This is a genomic window from Blautia sp. HCP3S3_H10_2, from assembly GCF_052122375.1.
Lineage (GTDB): Bacteria > Bacillota > Clostridia > Lachnospirales > Lachnospiraceae > Blautia_A.
The window spans coordinates 105,908-124,633 of the sequence record NZ_JBQKCL010000008.1; the positions used below are offsets into that span (position 1 = coordinate 105,908).

At 42.2% G+C, this 18,726-nt stretch carries 16 protein-coding genes and 1 pseudogene; 9 read left to right on the forward strand and 8 right to left on the reverse strand.

The annotated features are described in order from the left end of the window. Positions 1 to 110: 110 nt before the first annotated feature. The 4 genes from ACTQWB_RS10565 (at position 111) to ACTQWB_RS10580 (ending at position 2,863) form a co-directional block, all read left to right on the forward strand. Complete coding sequence (locus ACTQWB_RS10565; protein ID WP_441501639.1) at positions 111 to 605, forward strand: hypothetical protein; 495 nt, start codon at positions 111 to 113, stop codon at positions 603 to 605. An 87-nt stretch (positions 606 to 692) separates the two neighbouring features. Then, the gene (locus ACTQWB_RS10570) at positions 693 to 1,376 is read left to right on the forward strand and encodes an amino acid ABC transporter permease (RefSeq protein ID WP_441501638.1); all 684 of its coding nucleotides are present in this window, start codon (positions 693 to 695) and stop codon (positions 1,374 to 1,376) included. Between the two features lie 2 nt (positions 1,377 to 1,378). Continuing rightward, positions 1,379 to 1,876: a carboxymuconolactone decarboxylase family protein gene (locus tag ACTQWB_RS10575; protein WP_441501637.1), complete on the forward strand. Its 498-nt coding sequence runs from the start codon at positions 1,379 to 1,381 to the stop codon at positions 1,874 to 1,876. A 240-nt stretch (positions 1,877 to 2,116) separates the two neighbouring features. Beyond that, complete coding sequence (locus ACTQWB_RS10580; protein ID WP_441501636.1) at positions 2,117 to 2,863, forward strand: amino acid ABC transporter ATP-binding protein; 747 nt, start codon at positions 2,117 to 2,119, stop codon at positions 2,861 to 2,863. Positions 2,864 to 2,988: 125 nt separating this feature from the next. On the opposite strand, the gene ACTQWB_RS10585 is transcribed toward ACTQWB_RS10580, so the two are convergent. The 5 genes from ACTQWB_RS10585 to ACTQWB_RS10605 form a co-directional block, all read right to left on the reverse strand. Beyond that, positions 2,989 to 4,689 carry a methyltransferase domain-containing protein gene (locus tag ACTQWB_RS10585; RefSeq protein ID WP_441501635.1) on the reverse strand — a complete coding sequence of 567 codons (1,701 nt, stop codon included), beginning with the start codon at positions 4,687 to 4,689 and terminating at the stop codon, positions 2,989 to 2,991. Positions 4,690 to 4,749: 60 nt separating this feature from the next. Next, entirely contained in the window at positions 4,750 to 5,595 is an 846-nt protein-coding gene (locus ACTQWB_RS10590) for a class I SAM-dependent methyltransferase (RefSeq protein WP_441501634.1), read from the reverse strand. A 246-nt stretch (positions 5,596 to 5,841) separates the two neighbouring features. Then, entirely contained in the window at positions 5,842 to 7,461 is a 1,620-nt protein-coding gene (locus tag ACTQWB_RS10595) for an AAA family ATPase (protein WP_441501633.1), read from the reverse strand. 119 nt (positions 7,462 to 7,580) lie between these two features. Continuing rightward, entirely contained in the window at positions 7,581 to 9,299 is a 1,719-nt protein-coding gene (locus tag ACTQWB_RS10600) for a GGDEF domain-containing protein (protein WP_441501632.1), read from the reverse strand. 147 nt (positions 9,300 to 9,446) lie between these two features. Next, positions 9,447 to 10,451 carry an aldo/keto reductase gene (locus ACTQWB_RS10605; RefSeq protein WP_441501631.1) on the reverse strand — a complete coding sequence of 335 codons (1,005 nt, stop codon included), beginning with the start codon at positions 10,449 to 10,451 and terminating at the stop codon, positions 9,447 to 9,449. A gap of 341 nt (positions 10,452 to 10,792) precedes the next feature. On the opposite strand from ACTQWB_RS10605, the gene ACTQWB_RS10610 reads away from it, so the two are divergent. Together ACTQWB_RS10610 and ACTQWB_RS10615 are read left to right on the forward strand one after the other, a co-directional pair. Continuing rightward, positions 10,793 to 12,091 carry an MATE family efflux transporter gene (locus ACTQWB_RS10610; RefSeq protein WP_441501630.1) on the forward strand — a complete coding sequence of 433 codons (1,299 nt, stop codon included), beginning with the start codon at positions 10,793 to 10,795 and terminating at the stop codon, positions 12,089 to 12,091. 81 nt (positions 12,092 to 12,172) lie between these two features. Further along, positions 12,173 to 12,541 (forward strand): metal-dependent transcriptional regulator, encoded by a 369-nt coding sequence (locus tag ACTQWB_RS10615; protein WP_441501629.1) that lies wholly within the window; start codon positions 12,173 to 12,175, stop codon positions 12,539 to 12,541. A gap of 238 nt (positions 12,542 to 12,779) precedes the next feature. Here the strand turns inward: ACTQWB_RS10615 and glgB are convergent, their stop codons facing one another. Beyond that, positions 12,780 to 14,561, reverse strand: coding sequence for a 1,4-alpha-glucan branching protein GlgB (gene glgB, locus ACTQWB_RS10620; protein ID WP_441501628.1), 1,782 nt, complete (start codon positions 14,559 to 14,561; stop codon positions 12,780 to 12,782). A gap of 199 nt (positions 14,562 to 14,760) precedes the next feature. Here glgB and ACTQWB_RS10625 point away from each other — a divergent pair, with 199 nt between their 5' ends. The 3 genes and pseudogenes from ACTQWB_RS10625 to recQ all read left to right on the forward strand — a co-directional run bounded on the left by ACTQWB_RS10625 (position 14,761) and on the right by recQ (position 17,390). Then, positions 14,761 to 15,309 carry a TetR/AcrR family transcriptional regulator gene (locus ACTQWB_RS10625; protein WP_441501627.1) on the forward strand — a complete coding sequence of 183 codons (549 nt, stop codon included), beginning with the start codon at positions 14,761 to 14,763 and terminating at the stop codon, positions 15,307 to 15,309. Between the two features lies 1 nt (position 15,310). Continuing rightward, the gene (locus ACTQWB_RS10630; RefSeq protein ID WP_441501626.1) at positions 15,311 to 15,427 is read left to right on the forward strand and encodes a DUF6783 domain-containing protein; all 117 of its coding nucleotides are present in this window, start codon (positions 15,311 to 15,313) and stop codon (positions 15,425 to 15,427) included. Between the two features lie 25 nt (positions 15,428 to 15,452). After that, positions 15,453 to 17,390: pseudogene (recQ, locus tag ACTQWB_RS10635) on the forward strand (DNA helicase RecQ). Between the two features lie 240 nt (positions 17,391 to 17,630). On the opposite strand, the gene ACTQWB_RS10640 reads toward recQ, so the two are convergent. Beyond that, positions 17,631 to 17,747 carry a putative holin-like toxin gene (locus ACTQWB_RS10640; protein ID WP_441501625.1) on the reverse strand — a complete coding sequence of 39 codons (117 nt, stop codon included), beginning with the start codon at positions 17,745 to 17,747 and terminating at the stop codon, positions 17,631 to 17,633. Between the two features lie 249 nt (positions 17,748 to 17,996). Continuing rightward, positions 17,997 to 18,725, reverse strand: a complete 729-nt coding sequence (pflA, locus tag ACTQWB_RS10645) for a pyruvate formate-lyase-activating protein (RefSeq protein WP_441501624.1) — start codon at positions 18,723 to 18,725, stop codon at positions 17,997 to 17,999. Position 18,726 lies beyond the last annotated feature (1 nt).

Consider the following 18,726-nt stretch of genomic DNA (forward strand, 5'->3'; position numbering starts at 1 on the left):
TGTTACCATTTCGTAGCATATCCACAGTTACTACAAGGAGAAGTTACATGCCCGTAACACCTCTCCAATTTAATCTAATATATCCCCAATCAAACTCAGGAGGAAATAAAATGTCCTGGATTGAACCAGTTACTTATGAAACAGCCCCCAGTGCAGTCAAAGAATATCTGGATAAAAACGGTCGTGAGAATCTGACTCGTTCCCGTAAAATTGCCTGGCAGCTGAAGAATTATATTGTCTATGACACAGTAGAGGAAAGTGCCTGGCGAATGGATGCCGAAGTTCAAAAGCTGGTTGGCAAGCGCTACGGTGACCTTTTGGAATATACCATTGCAGCCTTAAGCCACTCCTCCATTTGTACCGAATACTATACCAAATGTCTGACCGACCAGGGCATTAACCCGGACAAACCAGATTACGATGAAAAAGATCAGGCCGTGATCGACTTTGCCACAGCCGTTGTCCAAAATAACGGACAGATCCCGGAAACAGTGCGAGTTGCTCTTCATAAAAATTTCAACGATGAGCAGATTGCTGTTCTCGCCGGAATGGCAGTTGCCTGTTCAGGGGACATCCTCTATGAGAGGATCTTTGATCTGAAATAACTTAAATAACCGTAACCATTCAAAACCAATTTGCAAAACATCTGATGCAAAATAGTTACAAATAACCGAAAGTAAAAGGAAACAATTATGAGTGAACGTTTAGCAGGAATCCTGGTATCTTCTTTCACCAGAATTCTCATTCCCGGAATTAAAGTTACAATCCCGCTTACCTTATTATCCTTTGTATTTGGCTGTATCATAGCTCTATTTCTTGCCTTGGTACAAATTGCTAATGTAAAGGGACTGAAACAGTTTGCACGTTTTTACATATGGGTATTCAGAGGAACCCCTTTGATTGTTCAGCTGTTTATCATTTTCTTCGGTCTGCCGTCTGTAGGCATCATCCTGGATGCCTTTCCTTCAGCAGTCATTGCATTCGCGTTAAACCTTGGTGCTTACAATGCTGAGATTTTCCGTTCTGCAATACAGGCCGTACCAGAAGGCCAGACAGAAGCCGCTTACATGATTGGACTGAACTACCGTCAGACTATGACCCGGATTGTAATGCCACAGGCATTCCGCATTGCTTTTCCACCACTGTTCAATTCCCTGATCGGACTGACCAAGGACACTTCCCTGGCATCCAGCATCACAGTTGTGGAACTGTTCACCACTGCCCAGCAGATTGCAGCAAGAACCTATGAACCATTTGCACTGTACTGCGAAGCAGCTGTCATCTATCTGATGATTTGTACCGTTTTAACATGGATACAAAACTACTTTGAGAAAAAGCTGATATGGAATACACCGGTATCAGTGAAAGGAGAATAATCATGTCTTATATTTCAAAAATCAATCTGGAAACAGCCGGAGAAAAAGAGAAAAAAGTAATCGAGGATCATCTTGCACAGGGATACAAGCTCTCCAACGAGAAGCTTACCCTTCTTCACAATATCGAAGCATTCAAAGCAATCGAGGACAGCTCTTACACCCTTGACCGCGAGCTCCAGAGACTGATCGGGAAAAGAGCCGGTGACTTCTTCGAATACGCCATTTCCGAAGAAAATGAGTGCCTGGTGTGCAGCACCTATTTCCATAAGCTTCTGAAAGAGAACGGAATCGACTTTGATACTTTTGAGTTTACAGAGAAAGAAGAACTTCTGATTGCCTTTGGCCGTGCTCTTGCAAAAGATCCTAAAAATATTCCGGATGAGATTTATACAAAGCTGAAAGAGGAATTTACAGAAGAGCAGATTGTCGTTATCACAGCTATGGGTGTGTTGATGGTTGCTAATAACTATTTCAACGATATTTTGAAAGTCGAGCCGTAATATTGTTCTTTCTATAACAGGATTAACATTTTCAGATATCTGAAATCATTATTTGTAACAGTTCAGAGCCAAGCGGAATTTCGTACAAAAGTGTGAGTCATGCTTGCATGAACGAACACTTTTGTACAAAATTCCATTTGGCGGATACGCCACACCTTCAAAATGCGAAGCATTTTGAAGGTTGGCTCTGAACAGTTACTATTATTTTAAATTTTATTAAATAGAATGTGAGAAAAAAGTATGCTGGAAGTTAAAAATATCCATAAAAAATTCGGACCAAACGAAGTGTTAAAGGGCGTTGATTTCAAAGTGGAAAAAGGTTCTGTTATCGCTGTTCTTGGAAACAGCGGTTCCGGAAAAACCACTCTTCTGCGCTGTATCAGCTTTCTGGAACAGGCAGATAAAGGAGAAATTACCTTTGATGATTTCCATAAGGATATCACAGCTGTCACCAAGAAAGAAATCCGTCAGCTGCGAATGAAAATGGGTTTTGTTTTCCAGGGATACAACCTTTTCCGCAACAAAACGGCTCTCGATAATGTTCTGGAAGGACTTACCGTTGCCCGCAAGATTTCCCCAGAAGAGGCAAAGAAAAAAGCAATGTCCATGCTGGAAAAGGTAGGCATGGCAGACCGGGCAGGCTTCTATCCGGATCAGCTTTCCGGCGGCCAGCAGCAGCGTGTAGCCATTGCCAGAGCCATTGCTTACAACCCTGAAGTTGTCCTGTTCGATGAGCCAACTTCAGCTCTTGACCCAAGACTTACCGGTGAAGTTCTGGACGTTATGCGCAAGCTTGCAGATGAAGGAACTACCATGGTTGTAGTTACCCACGAAATGGACTTCGCCCGGAAGGTAGCCAACTGGGTGGTATACATGGAGGACGGCGTTATCGTAGAAGAAGGCCCATCCAAAGAGTTCTTCTCCCATCCCAAAAGCGAGAAAACAATGGCATTTTTACATATGACCAATTCGGATTTTGTAATCTAAAAGAAAATATTTTCCAGAAAAGAAGCAGAAGACATGCAAAAACAGCCTTGTCCTCTGCTTCTTTTTGTATATATGTAAAACACTGACTACCTCATCAGAATCTGGTTCAATGGTATCATATTTCTTTAATCCGCTTTATACGCCGCAATAGTAAACAGCGGTGTTGGATTATAAAATTCATCCTTCTCTTTATATACTCTCTGGCTTACCCCCAGATCAAGTGAAAACCGTTCCATTCCCACCTTTCCAAGCTCTTCCACATCCCATGCAGGACGGATATAAGAGCTGATTGGCAGCTGACGCTTAATGTCTTCGCACTCCTGCATAAGTGCATTTCCAAGCTGATTATGGGCATGATTTTCCGGCAGATCAGAGGTTTCTGCGAAATTGACAGCACCATAATTGGCATCAAAATTCAGCAGAAGTCCACCTGGTTTCAACACTCTTGACCACTCCTTATAAGCCTGCGCAGCCTCTGGCAATGTCCAGGTCAGATTCCGGGAAATTACCACATCAAAACTTCCATCTGGAAAACTTAAATACTCTGCATCCATAACCTGGAAATCGCATTTTACCCCTTCTTCTTTTGCAAGAATCCGGGAATTTGTGATCATATCCGGAGTAAGATCTGTACCGATCACTTCATGTCCCTGTTTTGCAAGAAGAATGGTAAAAAAGCCGGTTCCACACCCTACATCCAGGATTTTAAGCTTATCCTTCGCCTCTTTTTCAGGAAGATATTTCCATATTTCCGCAAGCCACCGCTCTGCCAGCGGACTATGAAGTTCCGCCCTTCTTTGCTCCAGGAAGCTGTCACTTCTCTTTGTCCAGTATGCTGCAATTTTCTCTTTCCGGTCATCTTCCTCGTAACTGATCCGGCCGTAAGCCACCATCGGCCCGTCCTTTAATACCTGCAGGGATCCTGTCTGATAAAGGATTACACCATCCCCATAAGAGGTACAGGTTTCCAGAATACGACCCTCGTAGTCCTTTACATAACCAAGAATTTCCCCTTCTGTAAACAGGTCTCCTGCTTTTTTCTGAGGATACCATAAACCTGTATAGGAAGCGGACTGATACTGTACGTCTGTCACATTTAACGGATAGTATTTTCTTATACTTCTATGTCCATCATAGATTCCCAGGAACCGGAGAATGCTACGCACATCCCTTTTCATGGAGCGCACTTCTTCTGTATCCCAACCACCCATCTGACCTCTCTCCAGAAGTACAGACGGAATCCCAATGGATGACGCATAATTATAACTTCCTCCAGATGCCACCTCTGATTTCACCATATATGGTACATCCACCTGCTCCGCCATCTGACGGGAAATTTTTGTAACCTCCGGTTCTGCTTTTCCTGCATAATACACATAAGGAGTCAGCTTTTCATAGTCATCTCCACTATGCAGATCTATGTAATAATCCACTTTTTTCTGCAGCTCTTCCACTACTGCATAAGCCAGTTTTTCGTACTTTGTACCCTCTTTTTTTCCAGGAAAAACACGGTTCAGGTTCTCTTCTGTTTCCCTGCAAAGAGAACCGTGACGCTGCTCAAATTCCTCTTTTGCCACCACCTTAACGATAATCACTGTGCCTGCCAGCTTCTCAATTTTCAAGTCTCTTCCCAGCTCTACCGCACTCTGGATTCCCACATATTCACCTGCATGGATACCAGCTGTGACCAGCACAGTTTTGCCCTCTTTTTCGCCTCTGATAATCGTTGCCGGAAGGGAAAATTCACCATTTCCTATAGTGATATAACCGTGAACACGCTGTCCCGGGGCGGCACTTAAACCACCTATATTTATAATATCGTTCATTATTATTCGTACCTTTTCTATTTTTTCAAGTCTATATACAGTTGTACTATTTCATACAGTTTACTTCGTAACCTCCACCATAAACATCGGTGTAGACCCATAATTCAGCTTCTCTTCCTCACTCCACACCTGCTGCCAGATATTCTCATTAATCTCAATTTTCCCTGCTCCCAGGCCTTCCAGAATCTTTCTGTCCCACTCTGGACGTTTTATCTCAGAAAGGGGAACCTGCAAGGCGATCTTCTCCATACGGTCAATATCCGTGCACAGATAATGGTCATCCAGACTTACTTTTTCCACATTTTTGCGATCATTTTCGTAAGCCTCACGCTTCTCCTCATCATAAAGATAACCGTACCAGTTTGCGTCAAAATTAAGCAGCTTTCCACCCTTTTTCAGTACCCTGAGCCATTCCTTGTAGGCAGCTTCCGGCTGTGGCAGATTCCAGGTCAGATTCCTGGAAATGATCACATCAAAGCTCTCATCTGCAAACTCAAGCGCCTGGGCATCCATCCTCTTAAATTCAATATTTTTACTCTTCTCTCCAATAAATTTTGAAGCATTCTGGGCAGCTTTTTCCAACATTCCAGGCGTATAATCTACCGCTGTTACATGATAGCCCGCCTCTGCCAGAATCATTGGGAAGAAGCCAGGGCCTGTGCCGATATCCAGAATGCGAAGCTGCTCTTTTACTTTGTTAGTAATTCCATTTTTCTCCACAGACTTACCAGTCATTATCACTTCTAAAGCTTCTGCCTTTCCTGCTTCACTTACTTCAAAACCTGCCTCCAGCGTTTCCAGCCATGCCTTCTTCTGAGTCCCCTTCAGCTCTTTTTCATTCACCTCTGAGTACCCCTCCGTCCGGGTGCTCCAATAGCTTTCGATTTCATCCAGTAATTTATCCAACTATATTTCCTCCGCGCAAAATAACTATAGAATTCTCATAATGTCAAAATTTTATCAAAATCACTCTGTTTTCACAAGCCCCCAGGGGGGATGAATTCTATATCTACTGAGTATGTTCAAAAAGAGTTTGTAAAATATTCAAAAAAGCCAGTCTTTTTTCAAGACCAGCTTTTCCTAACTCTAATAACCTCATACACTCCCCATAGCAAAACATTCACAACGCAGAAATGTTTTTCCAAACACGTTTTAAACCTTCACCTCTTCTATCACACAGCTATGATGCTTATCCCCTGCTCCATTTGCATCATAGCTTATTCCAACCAGAAGTATTTTTTCACTATATCCCGATAATGCTCCATGATATCTTTTTTCCTTTATCTGTTTTATTGCTGTATCTGCTGATTTATTATATTTTAGTTCAATTACCATAGCTGGTCTGAATCCAGCATTAGCTCTCGGAATAAATGCAAAATCTGCAAAACCTTTTCCAGCTGGCATTTCACGAATAATATTATAATACCCAGGTGCAGTAAAATATGCCATCGTAAGAACACAGCTTAAGGAATTTTCATCATTGTATTTCAAAACCGATGTATATGCATCATGAGCAAGCTCGATTAGTTCTGCCACTCTCTCAGCATTTCCATCTATTGTTTCATACAATAATTCATCACAACAGGAGATTGTTTTTGCAATCTCCTTCCATTCTCCAGTCTGCAATGCGGACTCAAACGTAGTTGCCACCTCATAATTTGGCACATAGCTTTCTTTTCTTTCTGCATCATATCCTAAATAACCCAAATGAATCAAAGCTGTCAGAGCATCATCTCTGGATGTTATAATAGACAGATCGTTTTGAAATGTGTTTGTATTTACTTTTACCTTACCACCTGCGAGCATTGTCAGCACATCATCTTTAAGCCCTGCATAATTCATTGTAATAAATGTATTAATTGATGCAAAGGATGATGTATTTTTCCAATACGAATCAAAATCATTTCTGAGCATTGCCATAGATACTGAATTTGGATTATACATATGAATCCCATCAATCAGATATCCATTATACCATGCCTTTGTACTTTCAAAATCCATGTCAAACTTCTTACATAATACTTTGACTTCATCCTCTGTAAATCCATAATACTGTGTAATTGGCTTAGACTTCACCATTGTATATTCACTGAAATTATTCAGAGCAGATTCATCCTTTATTTTCTTGATTGGCAAAATTCCCGTTATATATGCCAAGGCCAAATAAGCTTTTGATTCTTCTGATTTGAACAAAGAATGAAGAAACTGCAAATAACTGTGTACTAATTTTGAATCATTACTATTTCTGATCACACAGTCCCACTCATCAATAATGATCACAAACTGAATATTCGTTTTCTTATAGATTCGTATTAAATTGTAATTCAGGCTGTCATCATAATCTAATTCATTTCCAAAATCATGTTTAAAATCTTTATATATATATTCGGTTATTTTTTCCAGGAGATTATCTTTATAATTATCCCAAAACGATGAAATATCCAGATGAATCACATTGTATTTATTCATATATTTCTTATAGTTGTTATGTTTCGTCTCATCTGCTATCTTCGTATCTCCAAAAAGTTCCGTAGAATCACATCCCAAACTATAATAAGCGTCTATCATACCTGCTGCATGCGATTTACCAAATCGTCTGGCATGACTTACTGCGATACACTTGTTTTCCGTTGACAATACTCTGTTCAAATAATCAAGAAGTTCTGTCTTATCAACATATATCATACTATTTCTTGCCTGTCTGAAGCTTGCATTTCCCGGATTGAAATATATACCCATGTCAAATTCATCTCCTCTCCTGTTTTTTATCATCTTACCACACTTCTCTTATCTTATGCAACGAAAGAGCCAAAATATCCATTCAGGTTATTATAAACAGAAAAAAGCCAGTCTCTTTTCAAGACCAGCTTTCGCTCCCTTTCAGATTTTTATTATCTCCCAACATCCTTACGCACTGTATAGGCATTTTTCCCATTCTTTTTCGTCTCATATAATGCTTTATCCGCTTCTTCATAATACTGTTCATAAGTATGTCTGCGGTCTGTCACATAAACTCCTACGCTGATACTAAGGAACGGAAAATCCTTCTGTGCCTCCCCGATCTGCTCCTTAAAGCGCTCCATAATTGCCTCAATACAAGTGGAAGAATCATGCAAATCTTCTGCAAAAACTGCAAATTCATCCCCGCCAAGGCGATAAATAATATCCTGAAACCGGAAAGTATCGTTAAGTACAGAAGCAAATTTCTTAAGGGTATCGTCCCCTGTCATATGACCATTTGTATCATTAATGCTTTTAAAATCATCCACATCCATTAAGAAAAATGCATTGCAGATCTGCTGATCTTTCGTCTGATTCCGAAGAATCTCACATATCTTTTTCTTCGCTGTTCCCATGTTGTAAAGACCTGTAAGAGAATCTCTCTGAGCTGCTTTTTCCAGCCTTTCCCTGTCTGACATATCAAGATTAATGTTCTGGAGATACCCAAGAACCTTTCGTTCGTGCGTAGCCTCATCCTGGTAATCAAACAGAGTAACCTTATACCACACCCAGTCCTGTGTCAGGTTTTTCCGCGCCTTTATCGTACAGGAAAGTCTGTGTTCTCCATTCCTGATCTGTTCTATACATTCCTCCAGGGTTTCCACATACTGCTCTTCCAGGTATCCTTTTTCTGCCAGCTTCCTTAGCATATCCTCCTCAGAAAGGAACGGATGATAATCCTCTTCTTCCGCTTTATGAAGGAGAACAGCTCCATTTTCCGGATCGTACTTAAACATCAGGTCTGTAGTTGTCTCCAGAATCCGCTGCATTTCCAGCTGGCTTTTCTGAAGCTCCTGGGTCAGATAAAGTTCTTTTTCCAGATAAGCAACTCGCTTTTTTTCTTCCTCCTGACGAAGCATTCTCTCTTTCACAACGTCACTTACATCCGTTCTGGTAAGAAGGATCTCATGCTTGGAAGCGTCCGCATAGCAGAACCGGAACTTTTTATAAGTAAGCCCGTTTTTGTCTCTGGAAGTAGCATACAGAATGTATTCGTCCTGTTCTTCCAATCTGGCTTTAATATTATTCAAACGCATGTTTTCATTCAGCGCTTCTGCCTCTTCCGGCACAATATACTCCAGGTTAAACGCTCCGATTGACTGTTCAAAATTTCCGGCAGAATGCTGGGGAACCACTGTTTTTTCATCAGCGGAATAGTAAAGAATGTACCCCTGGGTTTCCACATCAATACGACATACATAATCGAATTCAGGAAGTACGGCATGGGCAATTGAAGCATTTCTCTGCTCATCCTTGATATCCCTGATCGCGATCAGAATGCGGTTGTCATCCAGTTTATTCATATAAGCCGCATGCCATTCCAACCCGATTCTGGTATGCTCCATGCGAAATTCAAAGTCGCCTTCTTCCTTGTCTCCCTGTAGAAATTTATTCAGATTTTCAGATGACATGTATCTTTCCCAGACAGCAAGATCTTCTTTGTATACATACTCTTCGGTGTACAGCTTATACATCTCATCATATAACACCCGGGTATTGCAGTATTCGGGCAGAGCACTATCGTAATGTACATATAACTGATTACTGTCCTTATGATATTCCCATACTGTATCAAATATTTTCTTAAAAAACGTGATTTTCTCTAGCATGATTCCATACCTTTTTTTCTAAACGCACATGTCTGTTCACGCAGACATCACCATGATTGAAAGTAGATTGCGCCCCACCATTGGCGCTCTCGCATTCACTCCGAAAAGCACCTCACAGAATGCTTCCAGTAAGCCATAATCATTCTCTTACCTGGCTGTATTTTCCGCCGCAATTTCATCAATTCGCGCAAGCTCTTCCTCTGTAAATGGCGCACAATGAATTGCTTTTATGTTATCAAGGATCTGCTGTGGACGTGATGCTCCGATCAGCACACTGGTCACTTCCTCCTGTGCCAGAAGCCATCCAAGAGCCATCTCAGAAAGCTTTTCCCCACGCTCGGCAGCCATATCATTTAATTCACGGATCTGCTGTAAACGCTCTGGTGTAAGCGTGCTTTCTTTCAAAAATCTGCCGTCTGTACGGATCCGGCTGTCCTCTGGAATTCCGTTCAAGTATCGGTCTGTAAGCTGACCCTGGGCAAGCGGGCTGAATGTGATCAGACCTTTTTTCAGAATGCCAGTAGTTTTTTTCAGACCATTTTTCTCCACAGTTCTGTCAAAAATAGAATAGCGGTTCTGGTTGATTACAAATGGACAATGCAATTCCTGCAAAATCTGTGCAGCCTGTGACAAAGTTTTTCCATCATAGTTGGAAAGTCCCACATACAATGCTTTTCCGCTCTGAACAGCACTGGCCAGCGCTCCCATAGTCTCCTCAAGTGGAGTTTCCGGATCCATTCTGTGGTGATAGAAAATGTCCACATATTCCAGTCCCATGCGCTTCAGACTCTGATCTAAGCTCGCCAGAAGATATTTGCGGCTGCCCCAGTTCCCATAAGGGCCATCCCACATTTCATATCCGGCCTTAGTGGTAATAATAAGCTCGTCCCGGTATTTTCCCAGATCTTCTTTCAGAATCCTGCCGAAATTGATCTCCGCACTTCCAGGCTGTGGACCGTAATTATTAGCCAAGTCAAACTGTGTGATTCCATTATCAAATGCTGTAAAGCACAGCTGTATCATGTTCTCAAAATTAGCTGTATCACCGAAATTATGCCACAAACCAAGCGAAACCTTCGGCAGCATTAGTCCACTGTTTCCACAGCGATTATATTCCATTGTCGTATATCGTTCCTTTGAAGCAGTATACATGATAAACCTCCCCAGTACTTATTAATGTTTACTGTTTACTTTTAACGTCATTATACTACCAGGAATATCATTTGTCATGGATAATTATAAATACAATGTTCTCCTTGAATGTTCAAACTATTACTGTTTTCTCCCTGACCAGCCCCTTTCGTGATGCACAGAAATCATGCTTCTTTACATAATAAAATTGCTAGTGTATAATAAGAAAAATTTCGTAAAGGGCCTATCCAAAATGGCAATTCCACACAGATATTATCCACTGCTTGATCCGTAGCCAGCAGATTCAATAAAAAATCCGTTATATTTATAACAATAATAACATTTTCAGGAGTCAATTCAAAATGCGCAAACAATTTTTTCACTATACTATTCAAAGCATTGCTGGAATGATCGGCATTTCCGTGTATATCCTGGCGGATACTTTTTTTATTTCTGTCCACTCAGGAGCAGACGGGCTTGCAGTTCTGAATCTGATTCTGCCAGTTTACGGACTTGTATATGCCATCGGTGCCATGATTGGAATTGGTTCTGCCACCAGATATTCCATCGACAAGGCTCAGCAGAAAAACACAAGCTTTTACTTTACCCAGTCCATTTTCTGGACCTTGCTCTGCAGTGTTCCTTTTATCCTGACAGGAATTTTTCTCCCGGAAAAATTCCTCGGGCTCCTTGGCGCTAACCAGCATTTGACGGAGCTTGGCAAAAATTATCTTCGCATTATGCTGATCGCAACCCCATTTTTTATGACCAATTACACTTTCACTGCATTTGCAAGAAATGATCAGGCTGCATCCCGTGCGATGGCTGGTGCAATCTCCGGAAGTCTGTTCAACATTGTGTTCGATTACATTTTCATGTTTCCGATGGGACTTGGGCTTTCCGGTGCCGCACTTGCCACTGCTGTCAGCCCAGCCATTACTATGCTCGTCTGCACTACCCACTTTCACAGCAGCAAAAATCAGGTAGGATTTCACTGGGAAACACCTTCCTTCCGACACATTCTTTCCTGCTGCCAGCTTGGAATTTCAGCCTTTGTTGGCGAGCTTTCTTCCGCGATCACCACCATTATCTTTAACATGCTGATTCTTGATATTGCAGGAAATGTAGGTGTTGCAGCTTATGGGGTAATTGCCAATCTTTCCCTTGTTGCCATGTCCATCTTCAATGGGCTTGCACAAGGAGCACAGCCTCTGATCAGTCAGAATTATGGCATGAGAAAAACAGAAAATGTAAGAAAACTTTTGAAGTGGAGTATTCTTTGCTGCCTGGTGCTTGAACTGGTTACTGTGGCACTTTCCTTTGGATTTACAGATACTTTTATTGGAATTTTCAACAAGGAAAACAATTTACAGCTTTTAAATTACGCCCATACTGGTCTGCAGATTTACTTCCTTGGATTCCTTTTCGCCGGTATCAACATTATGCTGGTAGCTTATTTTTCCGCCACAGTCAGTCCCCTCCCAGCCATCATCGGATCACTTATGCGAGGCTTTATCGCAATCGCAATCAGCGCTGTGGTGCTCTCAAAGATTCTGGGATTAAACGGTGTCTGGGGATCGTTTTTGAGCTCGGAAATAATCACATTTCTTGTGATTCTTTTTCTTGCAAAATTTAACCATCACCGAATTTTCAAAAAATAATTGCCCAAATCCCTAAACTATGGTAATCTATAAGTATTATACTTGTACAGATGCACAAGCTGGAAATTGAGGTGATCTATCGTGAAATCAAATGAATCCGCTGAGAACTATCTGGAAACCATTCTCGTCCTCAGCAAAAAGAAACCTGTTGTTCGTTCCGTTGATATTGCGGATGAACTTGGCTTTAAGAAATCAAGTGTCAGTGTTGCCATGAAGAATCTTCGTGAGAAGAACCATATCACCGTTACTCCTGAGGGATATATTTATCTTACCGAATCCGGTCAGAAGATCGCAGATATGATTTACGAGCGACATGAATTTTTATCATCCTGGCTGATCAGCCTGGGCGTTAACCCGGAGACTGCTACCTCTGATGCATGCCGTATCGAGCATGTGATCAGCCCTGAGAGTTTTGAAGCTATCAAGAAGCATCTTGCTCCTGGTAAATAAGTTATATATTTTCTAAGAACACACAATTCTCATACACCGTACGATGAATTGTTGTGAAGAGCGTAAACCGTAGCAATGATTAAGACCTGTACTTCAGATAAATCCACTATATTATATTCTTACATAATAATAGTGTTTTATCTGAGTGCAGGTCTTTTTACTTTTCCTAATATTCAAAATCCGCCGATTCATTGCATAAAGCGCTAAGTTTTCATATTGGGCAGGTTATAGCATCCTATTATTTTACGAGATAATATCTCGCACAGAACGGTCCCATTTTGAATACAGCCTTGCCGCCTGTAATCATCTTTTCCTTCTTGGTGTAACGCTTTTTACCGCCATATTTTACCATGTCACTTGCGAGAAGAAGCTCATATCCAGCATAATCTCTTTCCAAAGTATATTCCTGAATTTCATCAGAGAAATTAAATACTGCCAGGATTTTCTGGTCTCCACTGATTCGCTCAAACAGATACAGGCACTTCTGCTCCTGATGACAGTCTACCCAGCAGAACCCTCCCTGATCAATATCTCTCTGATAAAATGCATTATTCTTCAGATAGCACTTATTCAGATCTGCCATAAATTTATGAAAGGCCTCATGGATAGGGAATTTCAGCAGGATCCAGTCAAGCTCATCCTTTTCGCACCACTCTTTCAGCTGGGCAAGTTCATTTCCCATGAAATTCAGCTTGGCACCGGGATGTGCATACATATACATGTAGAAAGCCCTTGCCTGTGGGAATTTCCCATCATAACCACCATTCATCTTCTGGGCGATCGTCGCTTTTCCATGAACAACCTCATCATGGGACAAAGGCAGGATATAGCGCTCATTATAGAAGTACATCATGGAAAAAGTCAGCTTATGGTACTTTTCCCTTCTCTCATTTGCATCTGCCTGGAAATAGGATAATGTATCATGCATCCATCCAAGATCCCATTTGTAATCAAAGCCAAGTCCCCCTTCCCACACAGGTCTGGTTACTCCCTGATAGGGAGTTGAATCCTCTGCAAAAAGAAGACAATCCGGAATCCGCTCTTTCAAGCCCTGATTCATGGTACGGATAAATTTCAGCGCAGCCAGATTCTCCCCACGGCTGGCATCTCCCTGCCAGTAGATCAGATTTCCAACTGCATCCATTCGAAGACCATCAAAGTGAAATTCCTTCATCCAGTAATAAGCAGATGACTGTAAGAAGCTGCACACTTCCCCTCTGGAATGCATAAAGTTGCAGCTGCCCCACTCATTACGACCAACTGCCATATTGGGATATTCATAAAGAGCAGTTCCGTCGTACTCGGCAAGTGCATAATCATTCACTGCAAAATGTACCGGGACAAAGTCCAGAATCACTCCGATTCCAGCCTGATGACACTGGTCTACAAATGCTTTCAGTTCTTCTGGCTTCCCATAGCGGGAAGTAGGGCTGAAATATCCGGTGTCCTGATACCCCCAGGATTCGTCACATGGATACTCACAAAGAGGCATGATTTCCACATAATTATATCCGTGCTCTTTCAGATATGCGATAAGGATCGGTGCCAGTTCTTCATAAGTATACCAGTCTTCTTGTCCCTCTCCTCTTTTTTTCCAGGAGCCAAAATGCATTTCATAAATATTTATGGGCTTGTCATAGGTTACTTTCCGGTTCTTCAGCCATTTGCCGTCATCGAAATCGTAACCGCCAAGTGCATATGTTTTGGATGCGGTTCCCGGACGCATTTCACTATAAAATGCATATGGATCAGCATGATCTATGAAGGAGCCATCCTGACGGTAAATTCTGTATTTATACATCAGGTCTGAGCCTACGCCATCAATCGTGCATTCCCAGAAGTTCCCATCATGGACGCGGTTCATGGGAGTTTCTGTCCATCCATTGAATTCCCCGATCACAGATACCCGCTGTGCAGCCGGGGCAAAGGTACGGAAGGTGGTTCCGCCAGCCCATACATGGGCACCAAGATACTCATACGCTTCAAATTCTTTTCCCGTGTAAAAGTTATAAAAATCCATAAAGTACATCCCCCAATTTTCACTGTAAAAAGATATTAGACAGTAGTTGTTTTTCTTTGTATAATGAGTATAATTGCGTATATGTAAAAATACCACCAACAAAAAACAACTTTAGTTGGTTATCCGACAATTTTTCTAATATGTTGGATTACCTGTTTTCCCTAACAACTGCACTTTACATAAAAAAGGACTTAGCCATATGGATATCAGAATCGAAAAAACCCGCCAGAGCATCATAAACGCCTTCATTGAGCTCCGTTCCCATAAAGAGCTGGAGCGGATCACTATTAAAGAGCTGTGCGAAAAAGCCCAGATCAACAAATCAACCTTCTACGCCCACTACCAGGACATCTACCATCTTTCCGATACTCTGGAAACAGAAGTGGTGATTTCTATTATGGAAAATTTAAGCCATCCGGAAAAAGTACTGGAAAACACAGCCGAATTTTCCCATGAATTATTCATGGGATTTCTGGCAAAAGATTCCCTGATCGGGATTCTCTTTTCCGGGAGCCGCAGTAAATGCCTGGTACAGAAAATCGAGCTGGCTTTGAAAGAGCTGGTTTTCGGAGCCTATCCCAAATACCGGGAAAATCCAGACATTAACATCATGCTTACTTACATTCTATATGGATGCTATTACGCCTTTTATGAAAACCGCAAATATGGGGATATTCCTGTATTTTCCAGTATTACCAGGCTTACAGGCGCAACGGCGGAAGCCGCGCTGAATATGATAAAACACTAGAGTGTGTAAAAAAAATCATTCCAGCAATCTGCATGCCTCACTTTGCGAGAGATTTTGCCTTATTTCAGTCGGCGTAGCCCACTATATTAATCTAGTAACCGTACTTTCAGGAGGTTAATAAATTGACAGGAAACACTTCAAATATGACAGGAAACAACTTTAATCCCCCACCAGTTACTCCCACACAGATTCTAAAAACTTACTTTGGATATGACTCTTTCCGTGAAGGACAAGAAGAAATCATAGATACAATTTTAAATGGAAGAGACGCTTTGGCAATCATGCCTACAGGCGCTGGTAAATCTCTCTGTTATCAGGTTCCGGCACTGCTTTTGCCTGGAATTACATTGGTAATATCACCTCTGATCTCTCTTATGCAGGATCAGGTAAAATCCTTAAATGAGGCCGGAATCCACGCCGCTTATATCAATTCTTCCCTTACTGAAGGGCAGATCAGCAAGGCGCTTTCTTTCGCTGCAAGAGGAGTCTATAAGATCATCTATGTAGCCCCGGAGCGGCTGGAAACAGCTTCTTTTCTGAATTTTGCACTACATACTCCTATCTCTATGGTTACCGTAGATGAAGCCCACTGTATCTCCCAATGGGGACAGGATTTCCGCCCAAGCTACCTGAAAATCGTAGATTTCGTGGAGCAGCTTCCAGGAAATCCTATCATAAGTGCTTTCACTGCCACCGCTACTGAAATAGTTAAAAATGACATTTCAAGAATCCTGAAGCTAAAGAATCCAAACATTGTTGTCACTGGTTTTGACAGAGAAAATCTCTATTATCAGGTGGAACATCTCACTGGAAAACAAAAGGATATCTTCATCCAGAATTACATAAAAGAGCATGCAAATGAAAGTGGTATCATCTACTGCGCCACCAGAAAAAACGTAGATACTTTGTATGAAAAGCTGTTGAAACAGGGAGTCTCTGTCACCCGCTATCATGCCGGAATGAACAACGACATCCGCAAAAAGAGCCAGGACGATTTCATCTATGACCGGGCTTCTGTCGTTATTGCCACCAATGCCTTTGGTATGGGAATTGATAAGTCTAACGTTCGCTTTGTCATCCACTATAACATGCCACAGAGCATGGAAAACTACTATCAGGAAGCCGGCCGCGCCGGGCGTGACGGCGAACCAGCCAGATGTATTCTTCTTTTTTCCACACAGGATGTTATGATCAGCAAAATGCTTCTTGGAAGCAAAGATTTCGAAGGTATGGATTTTCAGGAAATTGAACAGGTCCGACAGCAGGATTTCCGCCGCCTCCAACTAATGGAGGGCTACTGTATGACAACCTCCTGCCTGCGCAACTACATCCTGGAATACTTCGGGGAAAAGCCTGAGAAACCTTGCGATAACTGCGGCAACTGTCATCAGGAATTTGTTGAAACAGACATGACAAAGGATGCCAAATGGGTGATCAACTGTATCTCCGAAATGCGCGGCAGATTCGGCCAGGCCCTGGTGATCAGCACACTCCGCGGTGCAAAAAAAGCACGTCTGAAAGAGATCAGCGCAACCGACTTCACCTCTTACGGGCAATTGGAAAACCGCACCCAAGACGATCTCCGTCTTCTGATCAGTCAAATGGTGCGTGAGGGCTACGTCATTCAGACAGAAGGAGAATACAGTGTTCTCAAGATAGGAAATATTGCAGAATTGCAACAAAAGGACTCAAGGATTATCGTAAAGAAATTTAAAGAAAAATAGAAAATTTCGGGTTCCCGAAGACATAAATCACCTTATAGTGAAGATTTCTTTCAGACAAACTCTGTCGGCAATTCTTCCGGTACATCCAATTCGGGTAACTCAAATAACACAGCTGCCATCCACAAGTCTGACCTCTTCGAGACCTTACGCCAGCTGCGCCTGCAGATTGCCAGGGAGGAATCCGTTCCGCCTTACATTGTCTTCACAGACAAAACCCTGATCGACATGTGCGAAAAACTTCCTCAGAATGAAGATGAAATGCTTGGCGTTTCCGGCGTCGGCCAGAACAAACTGCAGAAATACGGCAGCCGCTTCCTGCAGGAAATTGCCGCTTTTCTTGCAGCAAATACACAGTAAAATAATTTTCTCTTCAACCAGTTGTTATTTTCCGTATTAAAATTTTGAAATTGGTGAGAATAAACACAGGGCTAAACCAAAGCCAGATGAACTGCATATTTGAATTTTCTATTGAAAACAAAAGAAATGTGTGGTACATTTGTTATAGGAAAAGCACCCACTCCAAAGTGGATGCCGCCCGACATGGCTAAATGGTCTTACGACCACCGCCTATCCTGTTGGCCGACAGGATAGGCTTTTTTATTTCCTCTTGTTCTTCCGATCAAGAAAGGTAATAATCGCAATTAACAGGCTACCAAAGGTGATCAGTAAACTGAGTACACCTATGAATATTGAGATGATCTCATAAGCTGTCATATCACGCACCTCCTTTCTTTCATCCTAGAGCCCCGAAAGACTCCAATCTGTAATAGTCAGGAGGCAACCACACCCTGTCGCAGGTGCTTTCCTGTAACATTGCTGTTACCGGATAATCATATCATTATATCCGCTATATTACAATTTATTTTTCTTTTATAATCTCAAAAATTCCGCCAACCTAAAAGAGGCTGCCACAAGGCCATTTGCCTCACAGCAGCCTCCCCTTAAGGAGTTTATTTCACGTTCTTATATTGCCCCGAGAATCCGCCTTGCATTATCAATTCTCTCCTGCGTCGGAGGTTTCACGCCCTCCAGCGGATAAGGGATTCCCAGCTTCTCCCATTTAAAAATTCCAAGTGTATGATACGGAAGTACTTCCACGCGCTCAACGTTTTTCAGTGTATGAATAAAGTCTGCCAGCTGGTGCAGGTACTCATCCTTGTCACTGCCTCCCGGTACCAGTACGTGACGGATCCACACAGGCTTACCCATATCAGAAAGCTCACGGGCCATGGCAAGAATATTGGTATTCGTCTGCCCGGTAAGTTTCACATGCTCCTGCTCATTGATCTGCTTGATATCCAGAAGCAGAAGGTCTGTGTATTTCATCAGCTCCAGCCACTTGGAATGCCAGGGCTCCTTGGTCGTATAAGGATTCCCGCTGGTATCCAGTGTTGTATGGATTCCTGCTTCCTTTGCCTTACGGAAAAGCTCTGTGAGAAAATCCATCTGCAAAATGGGTTCCCCGCCGCTCACCGTGATTCCGCCTTTTTCTCCCCAGTAGGACTTAAAACGAAGTGCTGTCTTCAAAAGCTGATCCGTGGTGTACTCTTTTCCATCTGTCATATTCCAGGTATCCGGATTGTGGCAGAACTGGCAGCGCATAGCGCAGCCGGAAAGAAAGATCACATATCTCACTCCGGGTCCGTCTACAGACCCGAAGCTTTCCAGAGAATGAACATAGCCTTTTAACATT